This window comes from Limosilactobacillus vaginalis, from assembly GCF_025311515.1.
Taxonomy (GTDB): Bacteria; Bacillota; Bacilli; order Lactobacillales; family Lactobacillaceae; genus Limosilactobacillus; species Limosilactobacillus vaginalis.
Genome location: NZ_CP104399.1, coordinates 129,699 through 147,587, shown reverse-complemented (window position 1 = coordinate 147,587; position 17,889 = coordinate 129,699). Strand labels below are relative to the sequence as shown.

The window sequence follows — 17,889 nt, the reverse complement described above, 5'->3', positions numbered from 1 at the left end:
GGTAAAATTATATGGAAAATTGCTTAAATTAAATACTGATATAAATATATATAGTTCGTGTTTTATTTAACAAAGAATTACCATATTGGTTCAGAGTAACCATTTAATTATCAAAAATAGGGTTCTGGTGCCCGGTAATGCCGAACTCCAGAACCCTATTAGGCTCTTATCTTCAATTAATTATTTTAGTACTTTTCTTTGCTTAAAACATTAAGCTTATCGTCAAAGTCGTAAACAACTGGTTGACCAGTAGCCATTTCAAGGTTCATGATGTCATCATCAGAAATGTTTTCGATGTACTTGCTCAAAGCACGGAGAGAATTACCGTGGGCTGCAATAATAACGTTCTTGCCATCAAGAAGCTTTGGAGCAATTTCATCTTGCCACAAAGGAATAACCCGTTCCAAGGTAACCTTTAAGTTTTCACCACCAGGAACTGTCCGTGGGTCCAAGTTAGCGTAACGACGATCATGTAATGCTGAACCTTCGTCACTAGCCTTTAGCAATGGAGGTAAAACATCGTATGACCGACGCCAAATGTGAACTTGTTCGTCACCGTACTTTTCAGCAGTAGCCTTCTTGTTAAGGCCTTGTAAAGCACCATAGTGACGTTCATTCAAGCGCCAAGTCTTGGTTTCAGGAATCCAAAGTTGGTCACATTCTTCAAGAGCATAGTGCAATGTCTTGATAGCACGCTTCAATACTGAAGTGTATGCATAGTCAAATTGAATACCATGTTCCTTAAGGGCCTTACCAGCATCCTTAGCTTGTTCAACACCCTTTTCGCTCAAATCAACATCAATCCAACCAGTGAACTTGTTAGCAAGGTTCCATTCACTTTGGCCGTGACGAATTAAAACTAGTTTTGCCATGTTTTAATGACCTCTTTCTTCTTAAAATCGCTATACTACTATACAGCATTACCTAATCATTTTAATCCAAACATTGAAAAAATCCAATAGGAGAAGCATCGATCTTGTGAAATTAATCGCGATTATGGATCTACAACCCCGCCTTTGCGCCAATATCATGACGGTAAAAGCATTCCGGTTGATCTAACTTTTCTAAATATGCGTAAACACGATCATGCGCTTCCTGAAGAGTTCCTGCTTGGGCCAGAACCATTAACAGTCGTCCCCCAGCGCCCTGCAAATGACTAAGTGTTCCCGTCACATTAGCATAGTCGATTTCAACTTCACTGCCCTCAGGGAAGGAACCTAATTCTTGACCATGGATTGGTTTTTGTGGATAACCTTTGGAAGCCAACACAACACCAAAACTAGCTTCAGCGGTCTCGCTAATTGCCGGTAAAGGCTGATCATTAATTGCCGCATCAACAAGTTGATAAAGATCCGTATCTAAGCGTGGAAGGACGACCTGAGTTTCTGGATCGCCAAGACGAACATTATATTCAATCACCTTCGGGCCATCCGTAGTCAGCATTAGTCCAATATAAAGGACCCCATGATAATGGTATTCGCCCTTCACTAGCCCATCTACCGTTGGTTTAACCACTTCATCAATCATTCGTTGGCGATCAGCCGCCGATAACTGGGGAAGCGGACTATACGAACCCATCCCACCAGTATTCGGGCCCTTATCACCGTCATAAGCCCGTTTATGGTCTTGTGCCATTGGCAAGATTCGATAATGACCGTTGCTGATCACTACAAACATCGAATATTCAGGGCCATTTAAACATTCTTCAAGGACTATCCGGGCTTGCCCCGATGCAAACATTTCTTTAATCGTCTGGACCGCAGCATCATGATCCTGGGCAATCACAACTCCTTTACCTCCAGCGAGGCCATTTTCTTTGATAACAACCGGGTACCCAAATTGATCCACGTGTTCAAGGATCGCTGTTTGGTCACGATAGGAAGCATGCTTAGCAGTTGGTACACCGTAATTATTCATAAAGTTCAAAGCATAATCTTTTGAACCCTCTAGTTGCGCTGCCCGAGCATCAGGACCAAAAATCTTTAATCCAGCTGCATGGAAGTCATCTACAATACCATCAACCAGGCAATCTTCGGGTCCCACAAACGTCCATTTAATATCGTGATCTTTTGCAAATTTAATCAAACCGGCAAAGTCGTTTTCAGCAATTGCCACTGGCTCAACTCCAACGCTTGGCATCCCCACGTTCCCTGGTGCACAGTAAACATGGTCTACACTAGTGCTTTCCTTCAGCTTTTTGGCAATCGCAAATTCGCGACCCCCTTCGCCGATCACTAATAAATTAACTTTATCTGTCATGAGATCCTCCTGAATTCGATGTTGGATAATCATTTTTGTTGGTGGCTTGTGTTCTGGCTCGCACTCTAATGTCTAAAGTGTCTTACCCCAGTGGTGACCATGGCGATACCGTATTTGTTGGCCATGTCGATTGATTCTTGATCACGGATGGAGCCGCCGGGTTGAACGACTGCTTTGATGCCATGCTTACCAGCGTATTCAACACAGTCGCCAAATGGGAAGAAAGCATCTGAAGCCATTACGGTTCGTTCGTCAATATCATCTCCGGCATGCTTAACAGCAATCTTGAGAGAATCAATCCGGTTCGGTTGACCTTCACCAACACCGAGCGTCCGTTCATCATTTGCGAGGACAATTGCATTTGATTTAGCATGCTTAACTGCCTTCCATGCAAACATCAGTGTCTTTAATTGTTCCTCGGTTGGTTGAACATCAGTTACGCACTTCCAGTCATGATAGTCTTCTTTGAGGGTATCTTGTTCTTGCATTAGCATCCCGCCCATTACAGAAACGACTTCATGCTTGGTTGGTTCATCTTTCTTACTGAAATCAAGACTGAGTAAACGAATATTCTTCTTCTTTGCCAAAATTTCGTATGCATCGTCATCGAAGCCAGGTGCAATCACGATTTCAAGGAAAATCTTATGCATCTTTTGGGCAGTTGCTAAATCAACTTTTCGGTTTAGCGCAATCACTCCGCCGAAAATTGAAACAGTGTCTGCAGCATAGGCACGATCCCAGGCTTGTTCTAGGTTCTCACCCCGGCCAATGCCACAAGGGTTCATGTGCTTCATAGCAACGACTGCTGGTTCATCAAATTCCCGGATGCAACGAAGAGCCTCATCTGCATCCTTAATATTATTGTAGGAAAGCTTCTTTCCGTGAAGCTGTTTAGCAGATAAAATCGAGAATGATTTTGGTAGTGCATCCTGGTATAGCCAAGCTTTCTGGTGGCTATTTTCACCATAACGCATCGTTTCTTTCAAGTCCCAAGTCAAGGTTAACTTTTCAGGATCTTCTAGGCCATTTTCCTTAGTTAGGTATTGAGAAATCAATGCGTCATAAGCGGCAGTGTGACGAAAGGCCTTGGCAGCTAGCTTTGAACGGGTTTCCAATGTTGTCGTGCCGTTTTCCTTAAGTTCACCCAACACCTGATCATAGTCGTTTTGGTCAACGACGATTGTAACGTCACGGTAATTCTTAGCTGCTGAACGGACCATGCTTGGGCCGCCAATATCAATATTTTCAATCGCATCCGCAAGCTTTACGTCTGGCTTTTCAATTGTCTCCTTAAATGGATAGAGGTTTACACAGACAAGATCAATTGGCGTAATGTTAAGTTTTTCAAGAGTCTTCATATGCTCTGGTAATTCACGACGAGCCAGTAAGCCCCCATGAACATATGGATTTAATGTTTTTACTCGACCATCCAGAATTTCAGGAAAATGGGTAACATCTTCAATACTAATCGTATTAATTCCTGCATCATCCAAAACCTTCTTTGTTCCGCCAGTAGAAACAATTTCAAAGCCGTTTTCTACCAGTCCCTTAACAAAAGGAACCAAATTTGTCTTATCAGATACACTTACTAATGCTCGTTTCATAAGTTAATTCTCCTTCTCTAGCTCTGTCAAAACTTGTTTTACTGCTTCAGGATATAATTGGTGTTCGGTTTCATGGACCCGTTCTTCCAACGTTTCTACCGTATCGCTAGGCAAAATTGGCACGTGCCGTTGAGCAATAATTGGTCCAGAATCTAAACCAGCGTCGATATAGTGGACAGTTACCCCAGTCTGTTTCCGCTGGTCATTAAATGCCCGCTCAATCGAATGCAATCCTGGATACTCTGGCAACCATGCAGGATGAAGGTTGACGATCCGGTGTTCATATTGATTCAGGATCGTTGGGCCAACTACCCTTAAGTAACCGGCCAAAGCAATAAAGTCAATTTGATACTTTTTCAGCAACTGTAAAAGCTGTTTTTCGTACTCTTCCTTCCCACCACAGGATTTCACCGTGAAACTTTCAGCAGGGATACCAAGGCGCTGTGCCCGTTTCATTACCGGTGCATCTGGATGGTTGCAAAAGAGCAGCGATAATTCACCAGGAATATCACCGCTTTGAAAATGCTTTGCTAGCACTTCAAAGTTTGTTCCGTTCCCGGAAGCGAAAATGGCAACTCTCATTTTCAAACCTCACTTAATTTCAATCTTTTCAGCATTTTCAGGACGTTGACGCAGGTGACCAATTTGGTAGCTTGCCTCACCTGCTTCTTTTAACTTCTCTTGAACCTGTTTAACATTAGTAGGATCAACTGCCAACACTAAGCCAATCCCCATGTTGAATGTTTGGAAGCAATCTGCCAGCGGTAACTGACCAAGCTGTTGTAAATAATCAAAGACTGGCAATGTCGGCCATGACTTGTGATCGATTACCGCCTGTAATTGATCGCTAATCATTCGGGGAACATTCTCGATCAGTCCGCCGCCAGTAATATGACTTACCCCTTTAATTAATTTTTGATGAATCAGGGGAAGAACCTGACGGACATAAATCCGGGTTGGTTTTAAAATGGTCTCGCCAACCGTCTCACCATGAAGGGCCTCTGGTTTTTCGTCGAGTTGAACATCATGATCCTTAAAGAGAATCTGGCGAACAAGGGAAAAACCATTTGAGTGGATCCCGCTAGATGGTAATCCCAGAAGAACATCGCCAGCTTGTGGTTGAGCCGTGGTTAAAAGCTCCTCTTTCTCTACGACTCCAGTCACCGTTCCCGCTAAATCATATTCGTCTTTCGCGTACATATCCGGCATTTCAGCTGTTTCGCCACCAATTAACGCTGCACCAGCATCACGGCAACCCGCAGCAACACCGCTGACAATTTCTGCCATTTTCTCGGGCTGGTTGTGTTCGGTAGCAATGTAGTCCAAGAAAAATAATGGTTCCGCCCCTTGAGCCAGGACATCGTTAACACACATTGCAACCACATCAATACCGATCGTGTCATGTTTTCCCATTTGTTGAGCAATCAGGAGTTTAGTTCCAACACCATCTGTCCCCGAAACGAGAACTGGATGTTCCATGTGTAACTCTCCCAAGTCAAACATCCCACCAAAACTACCAATGCCACTAACAACACCAGGGCGATCAGTTGATTTAACAGCCGCTTTGATCCGATTAACTAATTCGTATCCGGCATTTACGTCAACACCGGCTTTTTGATAGCGATTCATGATTTCAGTTCCTTTCGTGCCCGCTTTTCTTGTTCGTTTAGCGACTTCAAATATCCTTCTTCGTAATCGTAAAGCGGAGTTGGGTAGTCACCATTAAAGTAAGCTACTGTTAGGCCGCCATATGGTGCATCCCCCGCATCCGGAATATTGATTGCCTTAATCAAATTCTCAACACTCAGAAAGTGAAGGGAATCGGCGCCAATCAACTCTTTCATTGTTGACACTGAATAATGAGCAGCCATTAGCTCTGACCGCGTTGAAATATCAATCCCATAGAAGCACGGAAATTTAAATGGCGGTGAAGCAATCAACATGTGGACTTCCTTAGCTCCTGCATGACGAAGCATTTTAATAATCTGCTTAGAAGTGGTTCCCCGGACAAGCGAATCATCGACTACGATTACTCGTTTGCCAGCAACAACCCCGCGAACGGCAGATAGTTTGAGATGAACGCCTTGTTCACGAAGGGCCTGCGTTGGCTGGATGAATGTCCGGGCAACATATTGGCTCTTAATCAAGCCCATTTCGTACGGCAATCCGGACTCTTCCGCATAGCCTGATGCTGCGGATAGTGATGAATTAGGAACCCCGATAACCATGTCTGCATCAATCGGGTATTGCTTTGCCAGTAACCTTCCCATCTGTTTACGGGCATTATGGACTGTTACCCCGTGAATAATCGAATCAGGACGAGCAAAGTAAATATATTCCATTGAACAGATTGCTAATTGAGTATTCGTTGTGTAGTGGTCAATATGTAACCCATCACGATCAATTACAATCAGTTCCCCAGGTTGAACATCTCGAATAAATTTAGCATTAACAATGTCTAGAGCACATGTTTCACTAGCAACTACATAGGCACCGTTTTCCAATTGGCCAATACATAAAGGGCGAATCCCATTTGGATCTAGTGCTGCAATTAACCTGTTCTTTTGTAGCAAGAGAAAGGCAAAACCACCGTGGACAATGTTCAGGCTCTTTTTTAAGGCCGGAATAAAACCTTCTTTAATGTATTTCCGAACTAGGTGAATCAGAATTTCGGTATCGGAATCTGACTGAAAAACCGCTCCATCATCCTCAAGCTGGCGCCGTAACGTAACGGCATTAGTTAAATTTCCGTTATGAGCTAACGCAACGTCGCCATCGTGGAAGTGAAACAAAAAGGGTTGGACATTGGCAATTGAGTTATGCCCACTTGTACCGTAACGAACATGGCCAATCGCTGCGTCACCAACTAGCCGCTTCAATTCATTCGGGTTAGCAAACACCTTTGCTAAGAGTCCCCGGTCACGATGCTGGTAAAGTTCTTTTGAATCGGTCGAAACGATTCCGGCACCTTCCTGACCACGATGTTGAAGGGTATGAAGACCATAGTATGTTAACTGGCTTGCATCTTGAACACCAAAAACGCCAAAGACACCACATTCTTCATTTAATCCTTTGATTTCAGCTGGCACGGGATCGCCTCCTCCCACAATTTTTGTAGTTCAGCAACATTTTGATTAATCTCAGCATCTTGCAAGTGCGCTTCAAGCCAATGGGTATTAGTAACTTCCCCAACTAGCAGTGCATCCGCACCCATCGTTTTTTCAAAAGCAACTGTCTTGGCATCAGGAACTGTCACAACAAACCGTCCCGGAGTTTCACTAAATAATTGAGCAGCTGTCAGGTGACGAATATCAATATTCATTCCCAAATCTGTCTTAAACAATGTTTCAGCAAGGCCAACTCCAAGGCCACCTTCACTTAGATCATGAGCACTTGCAACATTGCCCTGCTGCATTGCAGTAAGAAGACGCATCATGTAGTCATGAACGTGTTCCATATCAAACGAGTTAAGAACACCACTAATATCACCGGTAAGCATCTTTTGAATTTCTGTACCCGCAAAGTCATTCCCCGTTTTACCAACAAGGTATACCTTATCGCCAGCATGCTGAACAAATGATGGGATAACATATTGAATATCCTTAATCAGTCCAACCATTCCGACCATTGGTGTTGGGTGGATTGCTTTACCATTATTTTCGTTATATAACGAGACATTTCCTGAAATAACCGGAGTATCAAATACCCGGCAGGCATCAGCCATCCCCTTAACAGATTGGTGAAGTTCCCAGAAAATTTCGGGATCATTAGGGTCACCATAGTTTAAGCAATCGGTAATTCCTAATGGCTCAGCACCACTAGCCACAATGTTAGCCGCTGCTTCAACAAGGGCAATTTGACCACCAATTTCCGGACTCAAATAGACGAAGCGTCCATTACCATCGGTTGTCATTGAAAGGCCTTTACGGGTCCCACGAACACGCAAGACACCAGCGTCGCTTCCGGGACCGACCACCGTGCTTGTCCGTACCTGCGAGTCATATTGTTGATAAAAAATGCTCTTATCCGCGATTGTTGATTGTTGAAGAAGATTTCGTAATGTTTGTTCAGCATCGCTAATGGTTGGTACCCAGGCAGTTTGCTTTTCTGCTACTGAAATCCGCGCTGGTTTCTTTTCCTCACTAGCTTCTTCCAATACATCATCGGTCAAACTAGAAACAGGAATATTGCAGACCTCTTGTCCATCATGGTAGAGAACGTAATCGTGACCAGCAGTAATCCGACCAATCGTCACTGCTTCTAGGTCATAAAAGTCAAAGATCTTTTTAACGTCTTCTTCGTGGCCCTTATTTACACACAGGAGCATCCGTTCTTGCGATTCACTTAACATAATTTCGTAAGCTGACATATTTGGTTCACGTTGAGGAACGAGGTCAAGGTTTAGCTCCATGCCGCTTTGCCCTTCAGATGCCATTTCGGCACTTGAAGAAACAATTCCGGCTGCCCCCATATCCTGAATACCAACTAGCCAGTCAGGGTGCTTAGTGATAACTTCCAGGCAAGCCTCTAAAAGAAGCTTTTCCATAAAGGGATCACCGACTTGAACCGCAGAACGCTGGGTGGCATTCTCATCACTAAAATCAGCAGATGCAAAGGTTGCACCATGAATTCCGTCACGACCGGTTTGCGCACCGACATACATTACCGCATTACCGATTCCAGCTGCCTTCCCTTTTTGGAGATCTTTTTGGTCCATCAAGCCAACACTCATCGCATTACATAAAAGATTTCCTTGGTAGCACGGATCAAAAGTTGTTTCACCGGCAATTGTGGGAATTCCCATACAGTTACCGTAATCACCAATTCCCCGCACCGTTCCATCGACCTTCATCCGCATCTTTGGATCAGTTAGTTCGCCAAAATGAAGAGAATCAAGTGAGGCAACTGGACGAGCACCCATACTGAAAATGTCACGAAGAATTCCGCCAACCCCAGTAGCAGCTCCCTGATATGGTTCTACAGTAGTTGGGTGGTTATGGCTTTCTGCTTTGAAGACCACGGCTTGACCATCATCAATGTCAATAACTCCTGCACCTTCACCAGGGCCTTGCAAAACACGGGAATTCTTATTTGGAAAAAGCCTTAAAACAGGTTTTGACTTTTTATAAGAACAGTGCTCGCTCCACATTGCGGAAAACAATCCGGTTTCAGTATAGTTTGGCAACCTGCCAAGAAGCTTTTCGCTAATGTAGTTGTACTCATCTTCGCTTAGACTCCAGTCAAGATATGGTTTTTGCTTTTTAATTTCTTCAGGGGTCATTGCCTGTTCCATTGTCTATTCCTCCACCTTTGCATTTCCATTTGCGAGCAACGATTTGAATAACCGTAATCCATCAGTATTACCAAGAAGTGCTTCAACAGCCCGTTCTGGGTGAGGCATCATTCCCAAAACATTTCCCCGTTCATTAGTAATCCCCGCAATATTACGCAGACTGCCATTTGGGTTTTCCTCAGCATACCGAAAAACAACCTGATGATTCTTTTCAAGGCGGTCAAGTGTCTCTTTATCTGCAAAATAGCTTCCGTCAGCATGAGCAATTGGCAAAGCGATTCGTTCGTGCTTTTCATATTGTTGAGTAAAGATCGTTTCATTATTAACCACTTCCAGGGGAACGGTCTTGCAGACGAACTTTTGACTATCATTCCGCTTTAACGCCCCAGGAAGAAGACCGACTTCAGTTAAAATCTGGAAACCATTGCAGGTTCCAAATACTGGTTTCCCTTCTTCTGCCATCTTGATAACCGCTGGCATAATATTAGTAAAGCGAGCAATTGCCCCCGCTCTTAAGTAGTCACCATAGGAAAAGCCACCTGGCAACATCACAGCATCAAACCCTGCTAAACTCTTTTCTCGATGCGAAACATATTCCACATCAGCATGACAAATAGAGTGGAGTGCTTCATAGAGGTCAATATCACAGTTAGAACCAGGAAAAACAATCACCGCGATCTTCATTTAATCTTCCTCCATCACTTGGTACTTATAAGTTTCCATATTGAAGTTAACTAAGAGTTGATCCGCAATTTCCTCAATTGTTTTTTCAACCGCCTTTCCAGTTCCTTCAACAGTTACATCGAAGAATTTACCAACCTGGACATCTTTCACTTCGTCATGGCCCAGCGTATGAATTGCATCTTTAATGGTCTCCCCTTGAGGATCAAAAACTGATTGCTTATAGGTAACGAAAATCCGTACTTTTGTCATTTACTTATCCTCCGCAATAACGTCTTCCAACCGCGCTAATACTTGGTCATAGGTTTGAGTTAAGTCAGCCAATTTCCGCCGATAAACATCCTTATCCATGTGCTGGTCGGTCTTAATATCCCATAACCGGCAATTATCAGGCGAAAATTCATCTGCCAGGATAATTTCACCATTACTTAACCGACCAAACTCTAATTTAAAGTCAACTAATTGCATTCCTGCTTTTTCAAAAAGAGGTGTCAGCAGGCCATTAACTTCTCGACAAATGCCCCACATTTTTTCAAGTTCAGCATGGGTAGCAATTCCTAACGCAATCGTTGCCGACTCATTAATAAATGGATCGTCTAATTCATCACTCTTATAAAAAGTTTCCTCAACCGGTTCTGGAAGCTTCTTTCCTTCGTCCAACCCATACCGACTAGCAAAGTGTCCCGCAACCACATTCCGGGTAACAAATTCTAGCGGAAACATCGTACATTTCTTAACTAGATCTTCATTAGCTGACAACTTTTTGATGAAGTGAGTCTCAATCCCGTGCTTGATTAAATATTGAAAAACCAAGCTTGAAATGGCATTAGCAGCTTCACCCTTTCCAGCAAAGTGCTCCTTCTTTTTCCCGTTCAGCGCAGTTGCTTGGTCCATATATACAACCCGCAGTACTTCGGGATCGTCTGTTTGCCACATCTGTTTTGCTTTTCCGGTATAAAGTAACTTTTCCATTGTTAATTAAGACTCCTTTTACATAAAAGACGAACATTAAAATAATTAATAACGATTTCATTCGTTAAATTCTGTCATTAATATACTCTCAGTCATAAGTAATTGTCAATACAATTCACTAACTTTATCTATACTTTCTTTATAATAGTTCGCGTTTTACACTAATTTTCACTCCTAGAACCCGTAATTCTTATAAAATTAACCTAATTTGTCTTTCAACCCATCGTTAACTATCCCCAAATAAATATTTTTAATTTCTCAAGATAATTATTGACTTTTCAAAAATTAATATTAAACTAATAAAAAATTAAATTATGATTAGACTTTGAAGAGAAGAGTAGTACCTCGTCGTTTCTGCAGAGAGTCCTTATTTGGTGAAAGAGGATATTCGACAACGGTATGAAGATGAGCTCTGAGTCATCTAACCTGGTCATCCCGGCTAGGCTAGACGGATAGCAACCGTTACATTGCGGAGTATTCATATCTTATAATGAGTACTTAACGAGGTTGTTATTGTAAGGTAACAATAAACTCAGGGTGGTACCGCGAAAGCTTTCGTCCCATAGTTCTATTTGAACGACTGGGATGGAAGCTTTTTTTATTAAAATCTAATCTTCCTTAATCACATCATCCAGGAAAGGAGAATCAGTAATGACAGCAAACGCAAAAAATGGTTTTTTACTCAGTAGCGGTCAGTGGCAAAATCATTATCTTAACAATCCAGTATCAATCGTGGTGGTTAACCTAATGCCAACCAAAGAGATAACTGAACGCCAATTTCTTGAAAGCTTCAATCAATTAACTCAAGATGTTGAACTTACTTTTCTTTATCCAGCAACTCACCATTTCAAAAATGTTTCCTTCTCGACAATCGCTAAAGCATACGTTAGCTTAGCAGAAATTGAGAATTACTCGTTCGACGGTTTAATCATTACTGGTGCTCCCGTTGAACAGCTTGCTTTTCAGCAGGTTGATTATTGGGAAGAATTTCGCACAATCTGTGACTGGGCAGAGCGTCATACCAAGCAAAGTTTGTTAGAGTGTTGGGCTGCTCTTGGCGGTCTCTATAACGACTATCAAATTAATAAGCACCAGTTGTCGCAAAAAATTTTTGGAATCTATCAAGCAACAGGAATCAATAAGTGTAACCAATTAGCAAAGCATTTTACTAACCAGCAATTAGTCATTCCCCAATCACGCCACTCCAATCCTAGTGTTGATCCAGAGAACCTTCCCGATGATTTGCAAATTGTCGCTGAAAATAATGAAATTGGTCCCTTAATCTATCACTCCCCTGGCAAACACCGCACTTACATTACAGGCCACCCGGAATATGAAGCAGATACGCTTGCGCAGGAATATTACCGCGATCTAAAAAAGCGGCTGCCTATTCAGGAACCGCGTAATTACTTTTCTAACCGGAATACCGGTGAGATTAAATATTCATGGCGAAAATCAAGTACACAAATCTATCAAAATTGGTTAAACACATTCACACAACAGAAAGTAGGTACATTAGTATGAGTAATCAAGAACAATCACCAAAATACCATTTTGAAACCCTCCAAGTTCACGCTGGTCAAACCGTAGACGAAACTGGTGCTCGCGCGGTACCAATCTACCAAACAACTTCTTACGTTTTCAAAGACGCTAAACAAGCCGCTGACCGCTTCTCCTTAAAAGAACCCGGCAATATCTATACCCGCCTAACCAACCCAACTACCGAAGTCGTTGATAAGCGGGTCGCAGCTCTGGAACACGGCACTGCCGGAATTACCCTTGCGACTGGTTCGGCTGCCATCACCGCGGCAATCTTAAATATCGCTCAAGAAGGTGATGAAATCGTCTCCGCAAGTACAATTTACGGTGGAACTTATGACCTGTTTGCCGTTACCCTTCCTAAACTAGGAATCAAAACTCATTTTGTCGACCCTGATAATCCCGCAAACTTTGAAAAACAGATCAACGAGCATACTAAAGCTCTTTATGTCGAAAGTATTGGGAATCCTGGAATTAACCTAGTTGACTTTAAGGCGATTGCCAAAATCGCTCATAAGCACGGGATCCTCTTTATTGTTGACAACACTTTTGGCACCCCCTACCTCGTTAAACCGCTCGACCTCGGTGCCGATGTTATCGTTCACTCAGCAACTAAATTCATTGGCGGTCACGGAACAACGATGGGTGGTGTCATTGTAGAAAACGGGAAGTTCGATTATAAGGCTAGTGGTCGCTATCCTGGCTTCACCACTCCTAATAGTCAATATGATGGCCTTGTGTTTGCCGATCTAGCACCCGCTGCGTTTACTACTAAAGTTCGGGCAGAAACCGCTCGTGACCTTGGTGCTACCATTAGTCCATTTAACTCATTCCTTCTTCTTCAAGGACTTGAATCACTCTCACTCCGGGTTGAACGTCACGTTGCTAACACCAGAAAAATTGTTAAGTTCCTTAACGATCATCCAAAAGTCGCTTGGATCAACTACCCAGAATTAGCAGATAGTCCATATAAGCCATTAGCAAATGAGTACTTCCCTCACGGTGTCGGTTCAATTTTCACCCTTGGTCTCAAGGGCGGCGAAGAAGCAGGCAAGGAGCTTATCAGCAACCTCAAGCTCTTCTCATTATTAGCAAACGTTGCCGATGCCAAGTCGCTGATTATTCATCCAGCTTCAACAACCCATGCCCAGTTAAGTCCCGAAGAATTAAAGGCCGCTGGTGCGACTCCCGATCTCATTCGGGTTTCTGTGGGAATTGAGAACGCGGATGACCTAATTGCGGATCTTGACCAAGCACTAGCAAAGATTTAGCCAAGCAAAGGAGGCCCTGTTATGCAGACAATTACGATTGGTCTTCTCGGTCTGGGAACCGTTGGCGGAGGAGTTGTGAAGCTATTACAAGAACACGCTGCTAAAATCGAGCAAACCACCAACGTTCACTTCGTCCTTAAGCGAGTAGCGGTTGCCCACCTAGATAAGCCACGAAATGTAACCCTTCCTGATGATACAATTCTTACCGATCAACTTGATGAAGTCCTTAACGATCCGGAAATTCAAGTAATCGTTGAAACAATGGGGACTATCAACCTTGCTCGTCAGGCAATTACTCAGGCAATTTACAACCACAAATCCGTAATCACTGCCAACAAGGATCTCTTGGCAATCGATGGCCCGCGCCTTGCCCAGCTTGCTAAAAGCCGTCACGTTGATTTCCTCTATGAAGCGAGCGTTGCTGGTGGGATCCCGATTCTCCGGGTACTAAGCAGCAGTCTTGCAACAGACCAGATTAGCCAAATCACCGGGATCATTAATGGAACTGCTAATTATATTCTGTCGGCAATGACCAGCAATAATGTTAGTTACGATAAAGCGTTAATGAATGCCCAGAAAAAAGGCTACGCGGAAGCAAACCCGACTAATGATGTCAAAGGGATTGATACTGCCAACAAGCTTAGTATTCTTAGCCAGTTTGCATTTGGAAAAGCACTGGATCCCAATAAACTTGGTATCCGTGGTATCGAGAACATTACTGCAGCCCAATTAGCTAGCGCAAACCATTTTGGTTACACAATTAAGCTACTAGCAATCGCTAAACGACTAGCCAACAAGCTTTACACTTTCGTTGGCCCCGCATTGATTGCGCATAACGATCCGCTCGCCCAAGTTGATGGCGTTCAAAATGCAGTTGCGGTCGAAAGCAATGCTCTTGGTTCAAGTGTTTATACTGGGCCTGGTGCTGGTGCCAAACCTACCGCTAATAGTATTTTGAGTGATCTTGCCGCTGCAGCAAACGACATTTTAGACTATGATTGCGGGAGCGAATTTAATAATTATCACAACGAATTAGAACCCTGTAGTTTGACCACCGTTCCCCAATCATATCTGGTTACCACTTACGGGACTTCTGCTAAGCCGAATAGTACGGTTAACTGGCAAGGAGAATTTAGTGGCAATAACTACTGGAGTGGCCTTACACCAGTCATTTCTCATCAAGAATTAGAGTCACTACTCAAAAGCTTCCCCAAGAGTTCAGCAGTTAGCTATTTACCAGTCTATAACACCGCTAAACTGTAAACTAAGAATCGTTTTATGGCCCTTACTCCTGAAGAAAGTTTGTCACAAGTTTAAGGATCGCTGGTTTATCTTTACCCATAAATCTGTGTCCTTCTCCCTCAATAAGGTGCAACTCACTCTTTGGCAGAATAACATTATATTTTTTGGAAGCTTCGGGTGAAACTACCGTATCCGCAAGACCGTGAATCAATAGCGCTGGTCCCATGAAGTGTTGGGCGGTTTCATAGATTGGTAGCAACTGAGCTGTTCGGAAGTACTCGCCGCTCACTGCTTCACCATGAACATCAACCGTTAACGGGATATGGTTAGGATCGTATTTAGTTCCCTGACAGGTTCCAAGTAACGCATCATCCTTTAATGTTGCGGCAGGAGCGAGAAGCACTTCCTTCGTAATAACATCCCGATAATAAGCCGCCAACATCGAAGCTACTACACCGCCTTGAGAATGACCAATCAGGTATATTTGTTGGGTTTTCATTTCTGAACGCGCAAAATCAATTATTTTCATTCCATCGCTAATTTCGCTCAGTACGGTCATATCGGTAAAGGAACCATCACTTTGACCACAACCAGCAAAATCAAACCGCAGCGTCGGAATTCCTGCTTGATTCAATTCATGAGACAAGTCGTACAAAAAATTGCCTGCTTTATAACCCCGATCGCCTTGAAAGCCGTGCATCAAAATCGCTACTCGCTTATTTTGTAATTGTTCCGTTCCCTCTAAAACTCCCCGAAGAGTGAGGCCGTCGCGTTTTACAGTCACATCCATTTTACTGACTCCTTTTACTTTGTCTTCTATTCTGTCATTTTACTATAATAGGGTAGGAGGTGCTTTAAAATGATTCATAACTTTACGACAGACCACCAGGTTAATCACCGTTCAATTCGGCAGTTTAAGGATCAATCATTAACTGCCGAACAGCTAACAACCTTGTATGAAGCGGCCCGTCACACTTCATCAAGCATGTTTCTTCAGCAATTCAGCATCCTACACTTAACCGATCCGAAAAAGCGGGCTGCGGTCCGTGAAATTTCAAAACAATCGTATGTTGGCGCTAATGGCGATCTCTTTATTTTCATTGCCGATCTATACCGGAACCAACAAATTCGGCACCAACTCGGTAATGATGACGGTCGTCTCCACACTACGGATATTTTTATGCAAGCTGCGGAGGACGCAATTTTAGCCTTGCAAAATGCTTTAACAGCAATCGAAAGCATGGGACTTGGCGGCGTCGTTCTCGGGTCAATCAAGAACGATCCCGAAAAGCTAATTCAGGTACTCGACCTGCCTAAAATGACCTTCCCTATTCTTGGCCTCCAAGTTGGGATTCCCGACCAAGAACCACAGTTAAAGCCTCGGTTACCCCTTGATCAAATAACCTTTGATAATAATTATCCGCGTAATTTTAACATCAGTGAGCTTAAAAATTACGACCAAACAGTTACCACCTACTACGATCTCCGGGATGCTAATAAGCGCATTGATTCATTCACCAATCAAATCAATGGGCCAAAATTAAACCAGCACGAATCTAGTCGGGACAAACTGCTTCAAGCATTGCATGATCAGGGATTAGCCTTAAATTAATATTTTAAACTACTAAACAGGTTTCGATGTTCAGCAATATCGAAACCTGTTTTTCATTAATCAAATTAATCCAAGCCAACCCGCTTAAAGATATCGTCAACGTGACGGAGGTGCCAGTGATAGTCAAAGGCATCGTCAAGATCTTCTTTTGAAAGTTGCTTTTGAACTGTTGGGTCAGCCTCAAGCAATGGCCGGAACGGAATTTGTTCTGCCCAGCACTTTGCAGTATATGGTTGAATCAAATCATATGCCGCTTCACGGGTCATCCCACTGTTAACTAACTTCAAAAGAACCCGACCACTGTAAATCAAGCCAAGGGTCTTATCCATGTTCTTCTTCATTGTTTCTGGGAAGACATCTAAATTATCTAAGATGCGACCAAAGCGACGAAGCATGTAATCAATTAAGGAAGTAGAATCTGGTAAAATCATCCGCTCAGCACTGGAGTGAGAAATGTCCCGTTCATGCCAAAGAGTGACATCTTCCATCGCCGTTACAACGTTTCCGCGAAGGACACGAGCACAGCCACAGATGTTTTCTGAACCAATTGGATTCCGCTTATGAGGCATTGCGGATGACCCTTTTTGTCCCTTAGCAAAGTGTTCTTCAACTTCATGAATTTCAGTCCGTTGCAGTGACCGAATTTCAGTTGCCATATTTTCCAAGCTAGTCCCCATTAACGCAATTGCGAAAATGTATTCTGCATGAAGATCACGAGGAAGAATCTGGGTTGAAATTTCTTGAGCCCGCAATCCGAGTCGTTCACAAACATACTTTTCCACGAAAGGATCAATTTCAGCAAATGTTCCTACAGCACCAGAAATCTTCCCTGCTTCAACACCACGAGCCGCATGTTCAAACCGTTCCTTGTTCCGTTTCATTTCAGAATACCAACGGGCAGCTTTTAAGCCAAAAGTCGTTGGTTCCGCATGAACACCATGGGTCCGTCCCATGCAGACAGTGTACTTATACTTCTCAGCCATCTTCTTTAGGACTGCCATAAAGTCGTCAATATCCTTCCGAATGATATCGTTAGCTTTCTTCAGGCGAAGACCCTGAGCAGTATCAACAACGTCAGTACTGGTCATCCCGTAGTGAACCCACTTCCGCTCAGGTCCAAGCGACTTTGAAACGTCACGGGTAAAAGCAATCACATCATGGTGGGTAACCGCTTCAATTTCAGCGATTCCGTCAACGGAAAATTTTGCGTTTTTGCGAATTTTTTCCACATCTTCAGCTGGGATGTGACCAAGCTTACTCCAAGCTTCATCTGCGGCAATTTCAACTTCTAACCAACATTGGTATTGGGTTTTCAAGCTCCAAATTTTCGCCATTTCTGGACTAGTATAACGATCAATCATTAGTTAAAAATCCTCTCTAATTATTTCTCTCAGTAACAATATACCATGTTCTGGG

At 43.2% G+C, this 17,889-nt stretch carries 16 protein-coding genes and 1 other annotated feature; of the genes, 4 read left to right on the top strand and 12 right to left on the bottom strand.

The annotated features are described in order from the left end of the window. Nucleotides 1-185: 185 nt before the first annotated feature. From N4627_RS00645 to purC, 10 genes are all read right to left on the bottom strand, one after another. Nucleotides 186-872, bottom strand: coding sequence for a 2,3-diphosphoglycerate-dependent phosphoglycerate mutase (locus N4627_RS00645; RefSeq protein ID WP_003716182.1), 687 nt, complete (start codon nt 870-872; stop codon nt 186-188). Between the two features lie 130 nt (nt 873-1,002). Next, nucleotides 1,003-2,259, bottom strand: coding sequence for a phosphoribosylamine--glycine ligase (gene purD, locus N4627_RS00640; RefSeq protein ID WP_040530546.1), 1,257 nt, complete (start codon nt 2,257-2,259; stop codon nt 1,003-1,005). 65 nt (nt 2,260-2,324) lie between these two features. Then, the gene (purH, locus tag N4627_RS00635) at nt 2,325-3,863 is read right to left on the bottom strand and encodes a bifunctional phosphoribosylaminoimidazolecarboxamide formyltransferase/IMP cyclohydrolase (RefSeq protein WP_003716184.1); all 1,539 of its coding nucleotides are present in this window, start codon (nt 3,861-3,863) and stop codon (nt 2,325-2,327) included. A gap of 3 nt (nt 3,864-3,866) precedes the next feature. Continuing rightward, on the bottom strand, nt 3,867-4,445 hold the full coding sequence (gene purN, locus N4627_RS00630) for a phosphoribosylglycinamide formyltransferase (RefSeq protein WP_003716185.1): 579 nt from the start codon (nt 4,443-4,445) through the stop codon (nt 3,867-3,869). 9 nt (nt 4,446-4,454) lie between these two features. Next, a complete protein-coding gene (gene purM / locus N4627_RS00625; RefSeq protein WP_003716186.1) occupies nt 4,455-5,492 on the bottom strand; it encodes a phosphoribosylformylglycinamidine cyclo-ligase in 1,038 nt (345 codons plus the stop codon). Further along, a complete protein-coding gene (gene purF / locus N4627_RS00620; RefSeq protein WP_260964812.1) occupies nt 5,489-6,952 on the bottom strand; it encodes an amidophosphoribosyltransferase in 1,464 nt (487 codons plus the stop codon). Before purF ends, purM begins: the two co-directional genes overlap by 4 nt. Beyond that, nucleotides 6,928-9,156, bottom strand: a complete 2,229-nt coding sequence (purL, locus tag N4627_RS00615) for a phosphoribosylformylglycinamidine synthase subunit PurL (RefSeq protein WP_260964811.1) — start codon at nt 9,154-9,156, stop codon at nt 6,928-6,930. The genes purF and purL overlap by 25 nt, the downstream gene beginning before the upstream one ends. Before the next feature lie 3 nt (nt 9,157-9,159). Then, the gene (gene purQ, locus N4627_RS00610) at nt 9,160-9,840 is read right to left on the bottom strand and encodes a phosphoribosylformylglycinamidine synthase subunit PurQ (RefSeq protein WP_003716189.1); all 681 of its coding nucleotides are present in this window, start codon (nt 9,838-9,840) and stop codon (nt 9,160-9,162) included. Continuing rightward, nucleotides 9,841-10,089, bottom strand: a complete 249-nt coding sequence (purS, locus tag N4627_RS00605) for a phosphoribosylformylglycinamidine synthase subunit PurS (protein WP_003716190.1) — start codon at nt 10,087-10,089, stop codon at nt 9,841-9,843. It lies immediately after the preceding gene. Continuing rightward, nucleotides 10,090-10,809, bottom strand: a complete 720-nt coding sequence (purC, locus tag N4627_RS00600; protein WP_003716191.1) for a phosphoribosylaminoimidazolesuccinocarboxamide synthase — start codon at nt 10,807-10,809, stop codon at nt 10,090-10,092. A gap of 316 nt (nt 10,810-11,125) precedes the next feature. Beyond that, nucleotides 11,126-11,375, top strand: a binding site (T-box leader). Between the two features lie 85 nt (nt 11,376-11,460). On the opposite strand from purC, the gene N4627_RS00595 reads away from it, so the two are divergent. From N4627_RS00595 to N4627_RS00585, 3 genes are read left to right on the top strand one after another with little or no spacing between them, the layout of a single operon-like run. Continuing rightward, nucleotides 11,461-12,333 carry a homoserine O-acetyltransferase/O-succinyltransferase family protein gene (locus N4627_RS00595; protein ID WP_003716192.1) on the top strand — a complete coding sequence of 291 codons (873 nt, stop codon included), beginning with the start codon at nt 11,461-11,463 and terminating at the stop codon, nt 12,331-12,333. Continuing rightward, complete coding sequence (locus tag N4627_RS00590) at nt 12,330-13,619, top strand: O-acetylhomoserine aminocarboxypropyltransferase/cysteine synthase family protein (RefSeq protein ID WP_260964810.1); 1,290 nt, start codon at nt 12,330-12,332, stop codon at nt 13,617-13,619. The genes N4627_RS00595 and N4627_RS00590 overlap by 4 nt, the downstream gene beginning before the upstream one ends. A gap of 21 nt (nt 13,620-13,640) precedes the next feature. Further along, complete coding sequence (locus tag N4627_RS00585) at nt 13,641-14,882, top strand: homoserine dehydrogenase (protein ID WP_124031956.1); 1,242 nt, start codon at nt 13,641-13,643, stop codon at nt 14,880-14,882. Between the two features lie 22 nt (nt 14,883-14,904). On the opposite strand, the gene N4627_RS00580 is transcribed toward N4627_RS00585, so the two are convergent. Then, complete coding sequence (locus N4627_RS00580; protein ID WP_098045132.1) at nt 14,905-15,651, bottom strand: alpha/beta hydrolase; 747 nt, start codon at nt 15,649-15,651, stop codon at nt 14,905-14,907. A gap of 69 nt (nt 15,652-15,720) precedes the next feature. On the opposite strand from N4627_RS00580, the gene N4627_RS00575 reads away from it, so the two are divergent. Continuing rightward, nucleotides 15,721-16,473: an NADPH-dependent oxidoreductase gene (locus N4627_RS00575; protein ID WP_003716196.1), complete on the top strand. Its 753-nt coding sequence runs from the start codon at nt 15,721-15,723 to the stop codon at nt 16,471-16,473. Nucleotides 16,474-16,538: 65 nt separating this feature from the next. On the opposite strand, the gene purB is transcribed toward N4627_RS00575, so the two are convergent. Then, nucleotides 16,539-17,834: an adenylosuccinate lyase gene (gene purB / locus N4627_RS00570; protein WP_098045133.1), complete on the bottom strand. Its 1,296-nt coding sequence runs from the start codon at nt 17,832-17,834 to the stop codon at nt 16,539-16,541. Between the last annotated feature and the right edge of the window lie 55 nt (nt 17,835-17,889).

What these genes read in the sequence shown, in the direction of transcription:
- N4627_RS00575 (WP_003716196.1), top strand. Translation starts at nt 15,721, where the DNA reads ATGATTCATAACTTTACGACAGACCACCAGGTTAATCACCGTTCAATT.
- purB (WP_098045133.1), bottom strand. Translation starts at nt 17,834, where the DNA reads ATGATTGATCGTTATACTAGTCCAGAAATGGCGAAAATTTGGAGCTTG.
- purL (WP_260964811.1), bottom strand. Translation starts at nt 9,156, where the DNA reads ATGGAACAGGCAATGACCCCTGAAGAAATTAAAAAGCAAAAACCATAT.
- purD (WP_040530546.1), bottom strand. Translation starts at nt 2,259, where the DNA reads ATGACAGATAAAGTTAATTTATTAGTGATCGGCGAAGGGGGTCGCGAA.
- N4627_RS00595 (WP_003716192.1), top strand. Translation starts at nt 11,461, where the DNA reads ATGACAGCAAACGCAAAAAATGGTTTTTTACTCAGTAGCGGTCAGTGG.
- purS (WP_003716190.1), bottom strand. Translation starts at nt 10,089, where the DNA reads ATGACAAAAGTACGGATTTTCGTTACCTATAAGCAATCAGTTTTTGAT.
- purC (WP_003716191.1), bottom strand. Translation starts at nt 10,809, where the DNA reads ATGGAAAAGTTACTTTATACCGGAAAAGCAAAACAGATGTGGCAAACA.
- N4627_RS00585 (WP_124031956.1), top strand. Translation starts at nt 13,641, where the DNA reads ATGCAGACAATTACGATTGGTCTTCTCGGTCTGGGAACCGTTGGCGGA.
- purM (WP_003716186.1), bottom strand. Translation starts at nt 5,492, where the DNA reads ATGAATCGCTATCAAAAAGCCGGTGTTGACGTAAATGCCGGATACGAA.
- N4627_RS00590 (WP_260964810.1), top strand. Translation starts at nt 12,330, where the DNA reads ATGAGTAATCAAGAACAATCACCAAAATACCATTTTGAAACCCTCCAA.
- N4627_RS00645 (WP_003716182.1), bottom strand. Translation starts at nt 872, where the DNA reads ATGGCAAAACTAGTTTTAATTCGTCACGGCCAAAGTGAATGGAACCTT.
- purN (WP_003716185.1), bottom strand. Translation starts at nt 4,445, where the DNA reads ATGAGAGTTGCCATTTTCGCTTCCGGGAACGGAACAAACTTTGAAGTG.
- purQ (WP_003716189.1), bottom strand. Translation starts at nt 9,840, where the DNA reads ATGAAGATCGCGGTGATTGTTTTTCCTGGTTCTAACTGTGATATTGAC.
- purH (WP_003716184.1), bottom strand. Translation starts at nt 3,863, where the DNA reads ATGAAACGAGCATTAGTAAGTGTATCTGATAAGACAAATTTGGTTCCT.
- N4627_RS00580 (WP_098045132.1), bottom strand. Translation starts at nt 15,651, where the DNA reads ATGGATGTGACTGTAAAACGCGACGGCCTCACTCTTCGGGGAGTTTTA.